13 protein-coding genes are annotated in these 16,961 nt (G+C 42.1%); 9 read left to right on the top strand and 4 right to left on the bottom strand.

Annotation, left to right across the window (positions count from 1 at the left end; genetic code table 11):
• Positions 1-288: 288 nt before the first annotated feature.
• From H6G92_RS25765 to H6G92_RS25745, 5 genes are all read left to right on the top strand, one after another.
• Entirely contained in the window at positions 289-3,801 is a 3,513-nt protein-coding gene (locus H6G92_RS25765) for an Eco57I restriction-modification methylase domain-containing protein (protein WP_190897131.1), read from the top strand.
• A gap of 559 nt (positions 3,802-4,360) precedes the next feature.
• Positions 4,361-4,897 (top strand): GAF domain-containing protein, encoded by a 537-nt coding sequence (locus H6G92_RS25760; protein WP_190897129.1) that lies wholly within the window; start codon positions 4,361-4,363, stop codon positions 4,895-4,897.
• Positions 4,898-5,206: 309 nt separating this feature from the next.
• A complete protein-coding gene (locus tag H6G92_RS25755) occupies positions 5,207-5,596 on the top strand; it encodes a VOC family protein (RefSeq protein WP_190897126.1) in 390 nt (129 codons plus the stop codon).
• 139 nt (positions 5,597-5,735) lie between these two features.
• Positions 5,736-6,974, top strand: a complete 1,239-nt coding sequence (locus H6G92_RS25750) for a class I SAM-dependent methyltransferase (RefSeq protein WP_190897124.1) — start codon at positions 5,736-5,738, stop codon at positions 6,972-6,974.
• Between the two features lie 392 nt (positions 6,975-7,366).
• Positions 7,367-8,245 (top strand): NAD(P)-dependent oxidoreductase, encoded by an 879-nt coding sequence (locus tag H6G92_RS25745; protein ID WP_190897122.1) that lies wholly within the window; start codon positions 7,367-7,369, stop codon positions 8,243-8,245.
• A 274-nt stretch (positions 8,246-8,519) separates the two neighbouring features.
• On the opposite strand, the gene H6G92_RS25740 is transcribed toward H6G92_RS25745, so the two are convergent.
• Both H6G92_RS25740 and hslO read right to left on the bottom strand, forming a co-directional pair.
• Positions 8,520-10,607: a chromosome segregation ATPase gene (locus H6G92_RS25740; RefSeq protein ID WP_190897120.1), complete on the bottom strand. Its 2,088-nt coding sequence runs from the start codon at positions 10,605-10,607 to the stop codon at positions 8,520-8,522.
• Positions 10,608-10,761: 154 nt separating this feature from the next.
• Positions 10,762-11,667, bottom strand: a complete 906-nt coding sequence (hslO, locus tag H6G92_RS25735; RefSeq protein WP_190897118.1) for an Hsp33 family molecular chaperone HslO — start codon at positions 11,665-11,667, stop codon at positions 10,762-10,764.
• 140 nt (positions 11,668-11,807) lie between these two features.
• On the opposite strand from hslO, the gene H6G92_RS25730 reads away from it, so the two are divergent.
• The gene (locus tag H6G92_RS25730) at positions 11,808-12,194 is read left to right on the top strand and encodes a hypothetical protein (protein ID WP_190897116.1); all 387 of its coding nucleotides are present in this window, start codon (positions 11,808-11,810) and stop codon (positions 12,192-12,194) included.
• Positions 12,195-12,387: 193 nt separating this feature from the next.
• Here the strand turns inward: H6G92_RS25730 and H6G92_RS25725 are convergent, their stop codons facing one another.
• Positions 12,388-12,813 (bottom strand): universal stress protein, encoded by a 426-nt coding sequence (locus tag H6G92_RS25725; protein WP_190897114.1) that lies wholly within the window; start codon positions 12,811-12,813, stop codon positions 12,388-12,390.
• Positions 12,814-13,261: 448 nt separating this feature from the next.
• Positions 13,262-14,563, bottom strand: a complete 1,302-nt coding sequence (hisD, locus tag H6G92_RS25720) for a histidinol dehydrogenase (protein ID WP_190897112.1) — start codon at positions 14,561-14,563, stop codon at positions 13,262-13,264.
• 741 nt (positions 14,564-15,304) lie between these two features.
• Here hisD and rpsT point away from each other — a divergent pair.
• From rpsT to H6G92_RS25705, 3 genes are all read left to right on the top strand, one after another.
• Positions 15,305-15,604: a 30S ribosomal protein S20 gene (gene rpsT / locus H6G92_RS25715; protein WP_190897110.1), complete on the top strand. Its 300-nt coding sequence runs from the start codon at positions 15,305-15,307 to the stop codon at positions 15,602-15,604.
• Positions 15,605-15,744: 140 nt separating this feature from the next.
• Positions 15,745-15,912 (top strand): hypothetical protein, encoded by a 168-nt coding sequence (locus tag H6G92_RS25710; RefSeq protein ID WP_190897108.1) that lies wholly within the window; start codon positions 15,745-15,747, stop codon positions 15,910-15,912.
• A gap of 46 nt (positions 15,913-15,958) precedes the next feature.
• Complete coding sequence (locus tag H6G92_RS25705; protein WP_190897180.1) at positions 15,959-16,744, top strand: TatD family hydrolase; 786 nt, start codon at positions 15,959-15,961, stop codon at positions 16,742-16,744.
• Positions 16,745-16,961 lie beyond the last annotated feature (217 nt).

Genomic DNA, 16,961 nt, shown 5'->3' with positions numbered 1-16,961 from the left:
AATTAAGCATTTTGGTAAAGTAATCAGCAAATATACTTGACGATTAAAAAGCTCACTTGCATATAAATAAGTCGGCTTTTAGATAACTCAATAACTTTCCGTAGTATCTCTGAAGCTTAACCAAGCATAAAGGATTTATAAAGTATCAAAAGCATGGTTAAAATTTAACTCCTATAAATAGGGTTTCTTAAAGTCCGCCAACGCGGACTTAGTTTTTAGAGCCACAGATTTATTTTCTGAGTGGCAAATTTACTATGCTCTTTTTTTATTCTTAAAGCATGGGAAATTATGTCGCTTAATTTTCAACGAACACGCGATTTACTCTATAACTTCCAATTTAGTGATTTGTTTATTGAGGAATTAGGTTGGTCGCAACCCTCAAGACAAAAACCTGTAAGTTTAAAAATTGACAACAAGAAATATCAATACCAGAAGATTGCTGAACTTTCGGGTGTTGCAATCTTTGAAGTCACCGCAGCAGATGGAAAAATACCAGAGGCTAAGGTTAGAGATGAGATTTACAAAGAAATTAATAAGCTGATAGCTGAAAATCTCCTAATTTTTATTACCGCAGAACGCACACGTAGTCTTTGGTATTGGGTGAAAAGAGAAGGAAGTAAAACCTCTGTTCGTGACCATTTATATGTGAAAGGTCAACCAGGAGACTTATTTTTAAGCAAGCTTGGTTCTTTAGTCATTGATATTACTGAATTAGAACATGGAGAACCGACTGTTGTCGAAATTGCTTATAAGCTACAACGCGGTTTTGATGTTGAGCCAGTAACTAAGAAGTTTTACAAGGAATTTCAAGAGCAACACCAGAAATTTTTGCTGTTTGTGAAAGGAATTGATAATGAGATAGATAGACGTTGGTATACATCGGTAATTCTCAATCGCCTGATGTTTGTTTATTTTCTCCAGCGTAAGGGTTTTATTGATAACAAAGATTTAAATTATCTACAAAATAAGCTTGAGCAGAGCAAACAAAAAGGTGAAGATCATTTTTATGGTGAATTTCTCAAAGCTTTGTTTTTTGAAAGCTTTGCAAAACCTGAGTTTGAACGCGATTTATCTGTTCAAGAATTGGTAGGAAAGGTTAAATACCTGAATGGTGGACTATTTCTCAAACATCATATTGAAGAGAAATATCAGATTTCTATTGTTGATGAGGCCTTTGAGCAAGTTTTAGATTTATTTGGGCGTTATTCTTGGAATTTAGATGATACGCCGGAAGGAAAAGACAATGAGATAAATCCTGACGTCTTGGGTTATATTTTTGAGAAATATATTAACCAAAAAGCTTTTGGGGCGTATTATACTAGACCGCAGATTACAGAATATCTCTGCGATAGAACTATCCACAAGTTAATTGTAGACCGTGTAAATGATGCGCTGTCTGATCAGTATAAGCCATTTGAGGATATTAACGAACTTCTTATCAAACTGGATACAAATGTTTCTCATCTACTAATAGAAAAGATTCTTCCTAATTTATCAATCCTTGACCCAGCTTGCGGTTCTGGTGCTTTTCTTGTGGCGGCGATGAAGACGCTAATTTTTATATATACTGCTCTTATTGGGACAATTGAATTACAGGGAGATCAGAAATTAAAAGACTGGTTAAAAAATGAAAAAACTGAGCATATTTCCATAGAGTATTTTATCAGAAAGCGCATTATTAGAGATAACCTCTATGGTATAGACATCATGGAGGAAGCAACAGAAATCGCTAAATTGCGTCTTTTCTTAGCGTTGGTTTCTTCTGCTAATGATGTGGAAGAGTTAGAGCCTTTGCCGAATATTGATTTTAATATTATGGCAGGTAATTCGCTGATTGGATTAATTAAAGTTGATGAAACAGCCTTTGATACAGTCGGAAATTCACTACAAGGTAATCTTTTACAGTCTTTAGCAGCCGATAGTTACAAAAAAATATTAGAAGAGAAGAATAAGTCGATTAAAATTTACAAAGAATATGTTTTTTTACCCCAAAACTTACCTCACACTGATACACCTAAAGATACTTGCTACAGACATCTACGCAGAAGTATTGAACAACTCAACAAAGAATCGCAGGAAAAGTTAAATCTTTTGCTGTTGGATGAGTTTAGTAAGCGTTTGGGTATCAAGTATGAAGAGGTTCAGTTAACTGGAAAATCACAGAAGCGGGTTTTGAAGGTTGAGGATATTGCAGCTTTGAAGCCGTTTCACTGGGGTTATCATTTTAACGAGGTTTTAGAACGCGGTGGTTTTGATGCAATTATCACTAATCCACCTTGGGAAATATTTAAGCCACAGGCGAAAGAGTTTTTTGCACAGCATAATGAACTGGTGACGAAGAACAAGATGGATATTAAGGATTTTGAGAAAGAGCAGAATAAGCTATTACAAAATCCAATAATTGCAAGTGCTTGGTTAGAATATCAAAGTCAATATCCTTATGTCAGCGCTTATTATCGTTCATCTGAACAGTATAAAAATCAGATTTCTATAGTGAATGGTAAAAAAGCAGGTACGGATATTAATCTTTATAAGCTATTTACAGAACAGTGTTTTAATCTTTTGCGTTCAGGCGGTGAGTGCGGAATTGTAATTCCTAGTGGAATTTACACGGATTTGGGGACTAAGCAATTGCGCGAGATGTTGTTTAGTCAAACTAAAGTTACTGGTTTATTCTGTCTTGAGAATCGTAAGACAATTTTTGAAGAAGTTGATAGTCGTTTTAAGTTTGTTGTCCTTACTTTTGTCAAAGGGAGTATAACAACGGAATTCCCTTCTGCATTTATGCGTTTGGATGTGCAGGAGCTTCAAAGGTTTCCTAGTGAAGATAGCTTGCAGATTAACGTAGATATGATACGTAAGTTATCGCCTGATTCGCTATCTGTGATGGAGTTTAAGAATGAGGTAGATATCCGCATAGCTGAGAAAATGAGTAAGTTTCCCTTGCTAGGTGAAAAGATTGATGGTAAGTGGAACTTCGTACTTACTCGTGAATTTGATAGAGGTAATGATAATAACTTTTTTCAACTACAAAAAACAGGAGAGACATTACCACTTTTTGTAGGGAAAATGTTTCATCAGTTTAATCTTACGGAAGAACCACCACCATACTGGATTAAAGAATCAGTTGGTAGATCAATATTACTTGGGAATAAAAAAGACAATAATGAAATTATTGATTATCAGCGTTATCGTTGGGTACATCGTCGTATTGCACGTAACACAGATTCAAGAACTTTAATTACTACAATTGCTCCCCGTCAAGTGTTTTGTGATAATAACAGTACAACTATAGATTTAAATAAATCTGGCATTTCTAATAGTGAAATGATTTTTCTTTGTGCAGTCTGTAATGCTTTTATATTGGATTGGCTTTTACGTCAAAAAGTAACTACCACTCTCAATATGTTCTATGTCTATCAACTACCCGTTCCACGTTTAACAAAAAACGATCGCAACTTCAACGATATTGTACAACGCGCCGCCAAACTCATCTGCACCACACCAGAATTTGACGAACTCGCGCAAGAAGTCGGTTTAGGTTCCCATCAACAAGGCGTTACCGACGAAACAGAATGCGCCAATCTCCGCGCAGAACTCGATGGAATGGTAGCACATCTTTACGGCTTAACCGAAGATGAATTTAGCTACATCCTCACTACCTTTCCGATTGTGAATGCAGCTGTTAAAGAAGCAGCATTGTCAGCTTATCGTAACTTTGCCCCAATGTTTGGAGAATCAGAATTAGTCTCTTGTTCTCATACAGAGTATGGAAACAAAGAATACTATCAGTATGACTAAGAGGTTGTTTGAAAAGTAATTTTCTGTATCTTTGCACTTATTGATCGCCCTTAACTCTCCTTCAAAAGGCTACGGTGTATACACAAGTCCTCTAGAGTTGCGTCACAGGCTTTTGATCCCCCCAACCCCCCTTAAAAAGGGGGGCAAAAAGCTCTCAAAGTCCCCCAATTTATCGGGGGATTTAGGGGGATCTAAAACCTTTTGCTACCGTTAAGAGGATTTTTCAAACATCCTCTAATATCTGTAACGAGAAATACAAACTAAATTGTTACATTAGAGTTTTAAGTATATTTATTGCCTCAAGCTAGGGAAAGACAAAACATATTATTTGTAAATTTCCAAAATTCTTAATACTAAATTTATAATTTTGAATTATCTTTGGTGCGAATTAAAAATTGTAGTTTCTTAATAATTTATTTAAAATTCCCCGTAGAGGTTGAATAGTATTATGTTTCGTTAAAATGGAATTGCTGCTATAAATAAAACAATGTATTTACATAAAGTCTAATAAATTACTATATAAATCCGGCAGCATTTACCTAGTCGTAATATTAGAACCGTGCAAATTCATCCTCACTCCGAATTTAACCATAGCCGCGATCGCCGTGAACAGGGTTTGCAAAAATTGCTCGACCGCCTTGTTAAATCAATTCAGCGCGATGAGTTAGTCCGGCAAACAACCAATCAACTCAGAGAATCGCTTCAGGTTGATCGGGTGGTGTTGTATTATTTTTACGGGCAGTGGGAAGGACAGGTGACTTTTGAATCTTTGAGTTCTCAAGAATTCTCAATACTTGGTTCCACTGGCCCAGATGATTGTTTTAACAACGAGTATGCTGCTTTATACTTAGCAGGACGGGTAAAGGCGATCGCTGATATTGAATTAGAGCCAATCCAGCCTTGTCACCGAGATTTTCTCCGCAATATGCAGGTTCGCGCCAACTTGGTTGCACCAATTGTTACTCCTAAAGGATTATGGGGATTGCTAGTAGCACATCACTGTCAAGGGCCTCATGATTGGTCGCCATCAGATATACAAATGATGCAAATAGGCGCACAAACTCTAGCAACAGATAGTAATATTCTGGAGAGTTAAAATAATTCGTAATTCGTAATGACGCTCGTTAGCGCAGCGTGCCGTAGGCAAGACTCGCTAACGCTGCGCTAACGTAATTTGTAATTCACGCCGTGTGCAACTTTCTTTCAGACCTAACCCCCAACCCCTTCCCTACAAGGGAAGGGGAGCAATAATCAAAGCCTATCGACCTTTCGGGGAGAGGTTTGGAGAGGGGTTTTAACAATAAGTAGTAGTTAAAAGGGCGGTTAGAAACCGCTTCTACACAAGGCTTTACCCGCCTCCGTGGGTTTGAAACCCTCAATTTTTTATAGATAAGGAGAAAGAATTATGAAATTTGGTTACACGGTCATTTGGGTAGACGATGTAGTTAAAACAGTTGAGTTTTACGAAAAAGCCTTTGGTCTGGTTCGTCGCACTCTCCAGGATAAAGGACAATCTATGTGGGCCGAAATCGAAACCGGAAACACCACATTAGCTTTCTCTTCTAGTAGCGAAGCACAAAAGTTATTTCCTGGTGGCTGCCATCCCAACGACGCCACACAACCACCGACATTAATCCAGATATCATTTATAACTCCTGATGTTGGCAGTGCTTACATGAGAGCGATCGGCGCTGGTGCAAAAACATTAGATGCCCCTAAATCTCAACCTGGGGGAAAAACAATTGCTCGTGTCCGCGATCTCAATGGTGTGTTGGTGTCGTTGGTAAGTGGCTGAAATGCTTACAAATGAATTTAGTCAAGATAGCTTTCCCATGCTTGTGATTCAGTCAATATAGAGAAAGTCACGGCTTAAACTGTCTGTTGAAGACTTAGAAGTTAAATTGAATTCATGACTCTTAACTCTTGACTTTCCTATGGATTCCAATCCAGCATTGTGTGCAGCGATCGCAAATCATATTACCACTAGTCCCCAACAACGAATTACTTTTGCCCAATTCATGGACATGGCATTATACCACCCTGAATACGGCTACTATTCCAGCGATGCAGTCAAAATAGGCTTTAAAGATAGTGATTTTTTTACTTCTCCCAACCTCTGTTCTGACTTTGGCGAGTTACTCGCAGAACAATTTTTGCAAATGTGGGAGATTCTAGGAAAACCTGTACCATTTTCTTTGGTAGAAATGGGAGCAGGTCAAGGATTGCTGGCTTTGCATATCCTCAAATATTATCAGCTAAACTACCCAGATTTTTTTGCAGCGCTGGAGTACATCATTGTTGAAAAGTCGCCAACATTAAGACAAGAACAGCAGCAACGCTTGCAAGATTTCCCTGTGCGTTGGTGCAATTTAGAGGAGATACCACCAAATGCGATCGCAGGTTGCTTTTTTTCCAATGAGTTAGTAGATGCTTTCCCCGTCCATCAATTCACTTTAGAAGCGGGAGAACTCCGAGAAATTTATGTGACAACACCACAAAACTTAACCCCTCAAGAAGGCAAGTATGAGTCCTTCTCCCCTCCCCTCATAGGGGAGGGGTTGGGGGAGAGGTCAAATTTTGCATTTGTGGAAGTTACAGGGGAACCTTCAACGCCCCAACTAGCTGAACATTTGGATTTAGTAGGAATCGATTTAACCCAAAGTGTATATCCAGATAGCTACCGTAGTGAAATTAATTTAGCTGCTCTAGACTGGTTGAGTATAGTAGCAGACCGCTTGCAGCGCGGTTATGTGTTAACAATTGATTATGGCTACCCCGCCAGTCGTTACTACAATCCCAGGCGATCGCAGGGAACGCTACAGTGCTATTATCAGCACCGTTTCCATGACAACCCTTATATCAATATTGGGCAACAAGATATCACTGCCCATGTTGACTTTACAGCTTTGGAACGCTGGGGTGAGAAGTGCAATTTAAAGAATATTGGTTTTATCCAGCAGGGATTATTTTTGATGGCGTTGGGGTTAGGCGATCATATTGCTGCCCTTTCTTATCAACAGCAACCCCTCTCACAGTTACTACAGCGGCGGGACGCACTACACCAACTTCTAGATCCCACAGGGTTAGGCGGCTTTGGAGTCCTAGTTCAGAGCAAAGGTCTGAACAATACAGAAATTTCTCAACCACTGAAAGGATTAACTTTGCCAGAGTAAACGTAAATTTGAAAAGTTAAAACTCTATTTAAGAATGCAGTATTAGTCTTATTTAGACTAGCATAACAGTGATTACTGTAAAGTTAAACACACTACCAAAGTAATAATTATGTCCACTCATGACCTGTTAATGCTAGCAACACTACTTACCCCTGGTATTTTACTTTCAGTGATAATCATGGTGACTTTTGCCGCCGGTGGTTGATTACCAGAGACGCGATTAATCGCGTCTCTATTGGGAGTAGAGAAACTGGGATTTGGGATTATATCTTAAGTCTCAAATCACTACTTCCCAACAAATTTGAATCAAACAATGCAAACGCAATGTCCACGATGGGCTATGACGCTTGATGACTCGCTATTGGTGACGCTGTATTAAAGGAACATGAAAAATGAAGGTGGCATTTCTGGGAACTGGACTGATGGGACTACCAATGGCTCAAAGGTTATTAGCCGCAGATATACAGCTAGTTGCCTACAATCGCACCCCAGAAAAATTAGCACCACTACAAGCAGCTGGGGCTGAAATTGTCACACATCCCCGCCACGCCATTCGTGCTGCTGAGTGCGTAATCCTCATGCTGACTAATGCCCCGGCTATTTATAATGTGTTGCTTTCAGATACTGCTTGGCAAACTCTGGAAGGACGCACGATTATCCAAATGGGAACAATTACTCCCACAGAAAGCCAGGAAATTAGAGATGCAGTTGTTGCTGGTGGTGGTGAGTATTTAGAAGCACCTGTATTAGGGAGTATCCCCGAAGCAAAAGCTGGCAACTTGAGTGTTATGGTAGGTGCCGAGCCAGAACAATATCAACGCCATTTAAAGTTACTCCAAAATTTCGGGACAGAACCTTTACTTATCGGCCCAGTGGGAGCTGCTGCGGCGCTCAAATTGGCACTAAATCAACTAATAGCTTCTCTAACAACTAGCTTTGCTCTGAGTCTAGCTTTTATTCAGCGTCAGGGTGTCGACGTGGATGTGTTTATGCAAATATTGCGCGACAGTCCACTTTATGCACCTACCTTTGACAAAAAGCTACAACGGATGTTAGATGGCAATTATGCTGATCCCAATTTCCCCACAAAACACTTGCTTAAAGATACAGAATTATTTATCTCGGAAGCCAAATCTCGGAGTTTGGATCTCAGCAGTATTAAAGGTGTGCGGCAAATCTTGCAAACAGCCGTGAAAATGTCATTTGCAGATGATGATTACTCATCACTATTTTCTGTAATTAAAGAATGGGGAGAAGGGATCGGGGAATAAATTTTTTGAGGGACACACATCTGTCAACTTAATCTAAAAGCCTGTCTAGCACAAGCTTTTAGAGATTGTCTCGTTTCCAGCCAGAAACTGGAAACGAGATTTTAAAGGGGTTTGGGCTTAAGTTGACACGTATGCTCAAAGGTGCGCCCCTACTTGAAAAATGTTGTGTATTTAAAACACATTGAAGAAAGTTTCTCCCTACACCCCGACATCCGTGATATACCCTTTAAAAATCCTGAATCAAAAGGTTTTAACTGAATCGTTTATAAGGATATTACTGCCCATTAATAGTAGTCGACGGAGGAAATGGTAGAGATTCAGGCTGAGGCTGAAGTTCCGGTTGAGGTTGAGGTTCCGGTTGAGGATTGAGAAATTCCTGCCAAGCCCTAATTTGCTCTTGCGCTGCACTGTAAGCAGCACTACCGCGTGGAATGGATTTGGCAATGTCAATGCCTCTAGCAATATCAGACTGACCTTGAGAGCGTGCTATTTCTAACAATTGCTGACTCCACTGATCAATAGCTAGATTCGCATCCATACGTAAGATGCTATTGTTTGAAACCCGATCTGCCAGCCGTATTGCTTCAACCAAAGCTTCTGGAGTGCCAGCCGCCCCAACTTCCTGGGCTTTTCTCCAGTTTTCTCTAGTGCGGATTTGCCCTTCCCAGTCATTTATTGCAGCTTGTGCCTCCCCAGAAAGCGCCCTTCCCGACGAGGCAATTTGTTGAGCTGCGCTAATGGCGGCAGTAAGATTTCCACTCTGTGCCAGTTCTTGTGCCTGATCCAAGTAGGGTTGGTCTTGAATTCGCTGAATCTTTCCTACCCAAGTACGAATTTTTTTCCGTGCTTCTGGATATAATGCCCGACCTCTACGAATTTCGCTAGCCTGGGCGATCGCAGCTTGTAAGGAGTTAATATCGTCGAATATTGCTATCTGTTCGGCGCGTTCTAAGTAAGGTTGGTCTTCAATTGTCTCCACTTGAGCACGCCAGCGACCCATTTCTTGTCTAGCTTCTGTGGCGCGGGGGTTACTAGCAGGAATCAGCTGTACTTGGGCGATCGCTGCTGTTAAATTATTAACTGTTCCCTGGCTAGCCAATATTCTCGCTTTTTCCAGATGGGCAACATCTTCAATTTCCAATTGCCAACGAGCAATTAATTGCTGTGCTTCGTTATACACTGGTCTGGAAGGATCAATTTGTTGTGCTTGAGCGATCGCTGCCTCTAAACCAGAAACGTTGCCTATCCAAGCACTCCTTTTCGCGTCAGCTATGGCGATAAAGTCATCTGTTTCGCCTTGTAGTTTCGTAATCTCTGGAATTTGTCTGGCAATATTCAGTGCTTCATCTGCATCCCGCTTATCTAGTTTTGCTTGTGCCAATTCCAGCATTTTGCGTCCAAATGCCGGAATTGCTTCCTGAGCTTTTTGATAAATGTAACTTTCTTGCCCAATGGACTCGGCTAACTTGATAGCTTCTAATAAATTATCAACAACTTGGCTTTTTGCTAAACTTTCAGCTTTTCCTAACTTATCGCCATCTTCCCGCGCTGTGGCAATTAGACGATTCAATTGGTCGTATTTAGTACCCGCCCAGTATTGATTGTCTACACGCAGCATTTTGGCGGATAACATGAACGCCGATTGCCAGCGCCGTTCCTTTACTTCTGCGATCGCACCGTTGTATGTTTCTTCTGCCTTTGACCAAATTGTCTGCCATTTGCTAATTTGCTCATCGACTAATTTATAAGCTGCCACATCTTCGGGTATTTTTTGAGCAGTAGCGATCGCTTCCTCTAAATTCCCAGTTTGGAAACTTTGATCAGCTAGCTTCAAGATATCCCGCGACCATTCTTCGATGAAACGATCAATTTCTCCATGTAATGGGTGATTTTCTGGTAGTTCCTTCACCAGAGCGATCGCTTGCAATAGGTCGTTTACTGTCTGTTTAGAAGCCGCCAACTGGGCACAGTGTAGCCGCACAGAAGCACTAGCTAGAGGCCAGAAAATCGAGGGGCAATTAGGAGCAGTTGGCAACTTCAGCAGCATTGCCATTGCCAAGAATCCCACACTGCCGGGAATTAACATTAGTAGTACCAGCCATAATGTCCAGCTTTTCATCCAGCGTGGCCACTTTGCAAAAGTACTACTAAGTTGGGCAGTTTCTTTTGAATTACTATTTATAGGTAATCCTTCCGTATGGTTTTTTTTTCGCCGCTTCACTGACTTGGAGGTAGAACCAGTAGCTGGGACATCAAATGGCTGAGTTTCACCGAATTGTTCTGTTCGGGATAATCTTTTGTTTTGATCTGGCTCTCTTCCACTGGCTGAAGACCAACTGTCTGGAATATCCCGCTCTGTCATCTCTCACACCAAAATAATTGAATCGCGCTCTGTTTTAAGTCGATAATTCCATTGTTGACATAGTAACTTTCTCATGATTAAAAAGCCACTTTTTTGATTATCTCTCTCTACAGAGTACCATTAGCAATCTAAAAAATCAGTGCTATTTTATACTTTATCCTAAAACAGTAGATTCAGTTTGCAAATCGGCAATTAGTTGAGCTAACTGATCGCTACTTGCCTGGTAAACGTTGCCGCAAAATTCGCAAGTTGCTTCAGCACCATCATCTTTAATTATCATATCTTGCAGTTCAGCTTCTCCCAAAATTTTCAGTGCCCCCAAAACGCGATCAAAAGAACAACCACAGTGGAAGCGCAATATTTGTCGTTCGGGAAAGATTGCCAGCCCCATGTCTCCCAATAAATCACCAAAGATTTCAGTCAAAGTCTTCCCAGCTTGCAACAATGGCGTAAATCCTGCTAGACCAGCTACCCGTGATTCCAAAGTTTCTACTAGGGCTTCGTCTCTGGCAGCTTTGGGCAATACTTGTATCAGTAATCCTCCAGCAGCCGTTACTCCACCTGCTCCCACAAACACACCTAGAACTAAAGCTGAAGGTGTTTGTTCGGAATTCACTAGATAATGAGCTACATCATCGCCAATTTCGCCAGAAACTAGTTCTACCGTACTAGAGTAAGGATAACCGTAACCGATATCCCGGACAACGTAGAGGTAGCCATCACCCACTGCACCACCAACATCTAGCTTACCTTTGGCATTGGGAGGCAATTCCACCGATGGATTTCCCACATACCCGCGTACCGTGCCATCTAAGCCTGCATCTACCAATATTCCACCCAAAGGCCCATCACCCTTTACCCGGACATTGACCCTCGATCCAGTTCGCTTCATACTAGAAGCCATTAACAAGCCTGCTGCCATAGTCCGACCCAGTGCTGCCGTTGCCACATAGGAAAGCTTGTGGCGTCCCCGTGCTTCTTCTGTTAAACGTGTGGTGATCACACCTACGGCACGAATTCCACCTTCGGCTGCTGTTGCACGAATTAACTGATCCGCCATGAATAACCTTACATTTCTTAACAAGTTCACTTTTTCTATTCTAAGTTCTCTGCTGGTAGAAAAGTGACGTAGTAATAATCAGTGATTCTATTTGCAATATTAGAAATAGCGATGTCTCACCTTTAGGTAATCCTAGAAAAATGCTGGGTAATTTTCAACAAAGCCAACTGCGGATCGAAATCGAAGCACCAACAGATGCAATTCGTGACAGTCTACTGCATCCGGTACAACTCGAAAAATGGCTCTTAGGGCAACGCTTTGCGCCAGGAATGCCAGAAGAACTACTTCCCGGATTCCAGTTTACAACTTGGACTGGCCCAGTCCCAATTCATCATCAAGTAGATGTTGTCAAATCAAACTGTCTCCGCTTGGTACTTAGCGGAGGCATTGACGGGTTCCACGAATGGTACTGGGGAGAAGGTTGGGTACAGTCCCGCTTGGAAGGAGTTTCACTTTTGCCCTTGAATTTGGGTCAAACTTTGAGTTTGTTGAGCTTGCGTCAGTTTCTAGCAACTCAAGGACGTTGAATTAACTGGATGTGAAGGGATTGGAGATTGGGGAATTGGTCAAACAGGGCATTGGGTATTAGTTATTCTCCTCGTCCCCAGTCCCCAGTCTTGTCAGAGGTGAAACCTTTTTAAATCACCAGATACCAGATATTTCTGATAGTGATTGCTGGTGTTGTAGTCATGGCATGATCTCATTTGCCTTTACCTGATTCTAATTCGGCTTTACCACCAATACCGAACAATTAGCCTCTTCCACAACTTGACTGCTAACAGAACGCTGGACAATTCGCTTCATCCCAATCAATCCCCGGCTGCCAATTATAATCAAGTCAGTTTTGTAAATATTGGCAAGGCGGATAATTTCTTCGGCAGGATCGCCAGTTACCAGTTCTAACTCACTTGTGACTGATAAGCTTTCCTGATAGGATTGCAGTTGTTTTTCAATATGAAAATAAGAGAAGGTTGGCGACTCTGGCTGAGGACGATCAGCGGGTAATTCCATCTCTGACTCTGGCGTAAGAAACACATGACAGAGAATAACTTTGGCATCTTTTGACAACGCCAAATTATCTAAAGTCTGAATCACTCGTTCTGAAATTTCCGAACCGTCCAGAGCTACCAAAATATTCTTTAGCACCGCTCTCGTCTCCTAAAGAGTAGACCCCTTACATCAGTATGTAGCAAAACTTGTTGGCAGCTACACTAAATTAATTTCCATTAATTTAGTGTAGCTACCCACTTAGTTTATATATTAGGGGCTGTCCTATAGGTCGGTTTCACCCCTTTTGACGCTGGTGCGTTGTAGTAACTTGCGTAGACAATATTTTCGCCAGTTCTTTGGGGAGGGTAACCCTCCTCTGAACTGTTCGCTGGCTTACTATACAGGTAAATCCTTGCTTAATAAGCCAGTGGATTAGGTGGGCAATGCCCAATTTGTAGATGACCGCAAAAGGCTTAAGGCATGGCAGCAACTAGCGTGCGTAGACGCGTAGCAGCTTGTCGCCAGACATAGCCATCCAAACTTTTATCTGGAATTTATCAAGTGACTTTTGCCAACAGTATTAGAAAAAATTAAGCATTCCCAGTCACTCTTCTTGCTGAATTCGGCGTCGGACTGAATCAGCATGGGAAGGTAAACCCTCTGCTGTTGCTAGCACATCAATTGCACCAGCCACATTTTGCAGTGCGGTTTGGGAGTATTGAATAATACTGGAGTGTTTGAGGAAAGTTTCCACCCCTAATGCCGAAGCATAGCGGGCAGCACCAGAAGTTGGCAAAGTATGGTTAGGGCCTGCCAAATAGTCTCCTACAGCTTCTGGTGTTGAGTAACCCAAAAAGATTGCCCCAGCGTGACGAATCTGTGGTAAGAGTGCCCAAGGGTCTTTAACTTCTAATTCCAGGTGTTCGGGGGCAAATTCATTTGAGAGTTCTGCTGCTGCTTGGAGCGATTCCACAAGAACAATCAACCCATAATGAGCGATCGCTTTTTCTGTGTCTATTCGCCGTGGATGATCCACTAGCTGTCTTTCCAAGGCTACTTGCACGTTTTTCGCCAAAGCAGCATCTGTCGTCAGCAAAATTGCTGCCGCCATTGGATCGTGTTCAGCTTGGGCCAGCAAGTCAGCAGCTACATGCACCGGATTTGCAGTTTCATCAGCAATCACCAGCACTTCGCTGGGACCTGCCAAAGAATCAATGCCGACGGTGCCATAGACAAGTTTTTTCGCTAGGGTGACATAAATGTTCCCAGGCCCAGTAATTACATTCACTTTTGGAATGGTTTCTGTTCCATAGGCTAAAGCGGCGATCGCTTGTGCGCCCCCAATGCGATAAATTTCTTGTACTCCTGCTTCTTGGGCAGCTACCAAAACTGCTGGGTTAATTGCACCCCCAGGTCCTGGTGGTGTCACCATAACCACATGAGGTACAGCAGCTACCTTTGCCGGAATTGCATTCATCACTACTGTACTGGGATAGGCGGCCCGACCACCAGGCACATACAACCCTGCTCGGTCTACAGGGGTGTAGCGTTTGCCCAGAACTATTTCATCGTCACCGAAGTGTACCCAGCTTTTTGGGACTCGCTGACGATGAAACGCTTCAACTTGGCGGCAAGCTAGCCGAACCGCGCCCAACAACTCTTTTGACACCTGCTGATAGGCTGCATCTAGTTCCGAGCCTGTAACTCGGAGTTCTTCTGCTTTCAGGGTTTGTTTGTCAAATTCGGCTGTGTAATGCAAAACAGCTTTGTCGCCTTGGCGTTTCACTGCTTGCAAAACTTCCCGCACCGTTGCTTCTTTGTGAAGCACCTGTTCGTCATGGGTGCGATCGCAGATCCGTTGTAGTTCTGCTCTGACGTCTGCCTGCTGAGTAATGATTCGCAGCATGGAGTAAGGACAATGCCAAAATTATAATATTCACACCTGAGATTTAGTATTGCTCTTGACCCACTGGGGTGTGCAAGCTGACTCTAATTCTCTTCTCTAGCTTAACCTGTATTTTTTTGATACTCTCAAGCCTGCCAGCACATGGTTTGCTTAAGAAGGCGACTTAATTACTCAGTCCGACCAGCCTCCATAGGCTAGCGGCAGGAAGAAGGCGTGCCATTTCCCGTTCCCCTTACGCCCTTGCCCTCACTCCTTACGGGGTGCAGGTGGTATGTTTACACATCCAATCCCCCAGATTTACAGGGGGTAGGGTCTGAGTATGATTTTTACTTATTTTCCTAACTTTTAGTAGTTAACATATGTACAGAAACGATAATAATATGATATCGGTTCTATACTTATGAACCCCCTAAAATTTAGATGTTTACAGTTCCTTGCCTTTGACAATACACTGTTTTACGGTCAGATTGGTCGTATTGGCAATCAGATTGCTTAACTAGGTGATGAGTTAGGATCACTGTTTTATTTGATGTACCTCATTTTAACGCATTTCCTAAATTGACGACACACCAAATTAAGGACTGGAGATTAGGGATCAGGGAAAGGGACTAAATTCTTCCCCCTCTAGTACCCAATTTCCAATGATAGTTTTTTTAGGAAATTATAACATTGGCAATTTGGATGCTATATTAGTAAGTCTAGTAGTGTGTGTACATATTAATAGTATTTTTGGAATTGACTGTGGCGAATACAAAGTCTGCTCTCAAGCGTGCCCAAATCGCAGAACGTAACCGACTGCGTAACAAAGCTTACAAATCAGCAGTCAAGACGCTGATGAAGAAATACTTTAATGCTGTAGCTGTCTATGCAGCTAATCCTACCCCAGAATTAAATCAAGAAGTACAGGCTCGGTTATCCGAGGCTTACGGCAAAATCGATAAAGCGATCAAACGGGGTGTCCTTCACCCCAACAATGGGGCAAGGAAAAAGTCGAGATTGGCTCATAAACTAAAACCCATAGCTCAAGCAGTTGCTGAATAGTTATTGGTGAGTCAGTGCTGTGTTCTGATTCAAGAAACCACTGCGTTACGAACTTTCCTAAAGTTCTAGCTAGTGGGGTGAAACGCCAAGGGGAATGGTAAGTTCAGTGCAGTCTTGAGGGTTTCCACACCACTTGCTCTATGGTTCTTAACCCGTCCGCCGCAGTGCTTCCCCATGAGCCACTGACGTTGTTTTGGCTGTGCCAAATTAAAATAATTGGCGGGCGTGGTTTACCTCTTGAGCCGCTTGGTGATCACAAAGCGGCAACCACAGTAGAAAAATTTACCCGCAGGGTCATTTGTCCTTAGTCGTGATAAGGGCTAATAATTTATGACTAATGACAAAGGGCAAAGAATGCAACTGATAGACACGCACGTACATCTCAACTTTGATAGTTTCCAGCCGGATTTAGCAACAGTGCGATCGCGGTGGCAACAAGCAGGAGTAGTACGTTTAGTACATTCCTGTGTTCACCCAGAAGAGTTTTCCAGAATTCAATCCATAGCACACGAGTTTCCCGAAATCAGCTTTGCCGTAGGATTACATCCTTTAGATACTGATAAATGGAATAGCGAGACAGCTGATAAAATCAAAACTTTGGCAAGTTCTGACTCGAATGTGGTAGCCATCGGGGAAATGGGGTTGGATTTTTATAAAGCTGATAACTATGACCATCAGCTTATGGTGTTTGAGTCGCAGTTGGCGATCGCATCTGAACTCAACCTACCAGTGATTATTCACTGCCGCGATGCTGCTGCCCAAACTAGAAAAGTGTTGCAAAAATGGCGGGAACTTAAAGGAGAAAGAGTGCGGGGTGTTATGCATTGCTGGGGAGGAACGCCAGAAGAAACTCAATGGTTTCTCGATTTAGGCTTCTACATCAGCTTTAGCGGGACGGTAACGTTCAAAAACGCCAAAGCAATCCAATCCTCAGCTGCGATGGTGAGTAGTGATCGCCTACTGATTGAAACAGACTGCCCATTTCTCGCCCCAGTTCCTAAACGAGGCGAGAGGCGCAACGAACCTGCCTACGTGCTTTATGTAGCCGAGCAAGTAGCTAAACTGCGTCAAGAAACGGTAGAGGCGATCGCCGATCAAACCACCCAGAATGCCTGTAAATTATTTGGTCTGTCAATATAAAGTGTCTTTGATCTCTTTTATTCAATTGTGCTAAAAAAATAAAACTCTAGGGGGACAAAAATATGCTAATATTATTCCCTCAAAAACATTTTGCTTGCGCCATAATGATAAAGGAAGGAACCTAAAATTTCTGAGCCTATTTTTCCGTGCTGTTATCGGCTTGGCCATCCTCCAAATCTCTACAAGCGGATGCTCTCCACACATGACTAACCGTGCC

Origin of the sequence: Nostoc foliaceum FACHB-393 (assembly GCF_014698505.1) — a bacterium.
GTDB classification, from domain to species: Bacteria; Cyanobacteriota; Cyanobacteriia; order Cyanobacteriales; family Nostocaceae; genus Nostoc; species Nostoc foliaceum_A.
This window is presented reverse-complemented; position numbering and strand designations above follow the sequence as displayed.

Excerpts from the sequence above, each read along its gene's own strand:
- H6G92_RS25745 (WP_190897122.1), top strand. The coding sequence starts at position 7,367 with ATGAAGGTGGCATTTCTGGGAACTGGACTGATGGGACTACCAATGGCT.
- H6G92_RS25710 (WP_190897108.1), top strand. The coding sequence starts at position 15,745 with ATGGTTCTTAACCCGTCCGCCGCAGTGCTTCCCCATGAGCCACTGACG.
- H6G92_RS25750 (WP_190897124.1), top strand. The coding sequence starts at position 5,736 with ATGGATTCCAATCCAGCATTGTGTGCAGCGATCGCAAATCATATTACC.
- H6G92_RS25730 (WP_190897116.1), top strand. The coding sequence starts at position 11,808 with ATGCTGGGTAATTTTCAACAAAGCCAACTGCGGATCGAAATCGAAGCA.
- H6G92_RS25705 (WP_190897180.1), top strand. The coding sequence starts at position 15,959 with ATGCAACTGATAGACACGCACGTACATCTCAACTTTGATAGTTTCCAG.
- hisD (WP_190897112.1), bottom strand. The coding sequence starts at position 14,563 with ATGCTGCGAATCATTACTCAGCAGGCAGACGTCAGAGCAGAACTACAA.
- H6G92_RS25740 (WP_190897120.1), bottom strand. The coding sequence starts at position 10,607 with ATGACAGAGCGGGATATTCCAGACAGTTGGTCTTCAGCCAGTGGAAGA.
- hslO (WP_190897118.1), bottom strand. The coding sequence starts at position 11,667 with ATGGCGGATCAGTTAATTCGTGCAACAGCAGCCGAAGGTGGAATTCGT.
- H6G92_RS25755 (WP_190897126.1), top strand. The coding sequence starts at position 5,207 with ATGAAATTTGGTTACACGGTCATTTGGGTAGACGATGTAGTTAAAACA.
- H6G92_RS25765 (WP_190897131.1), top strand. The coding sequence starts at position 289 with ATGTCGCTTAATTTTCAACGAACACGCGATTTACTCTATAACTTCCAA.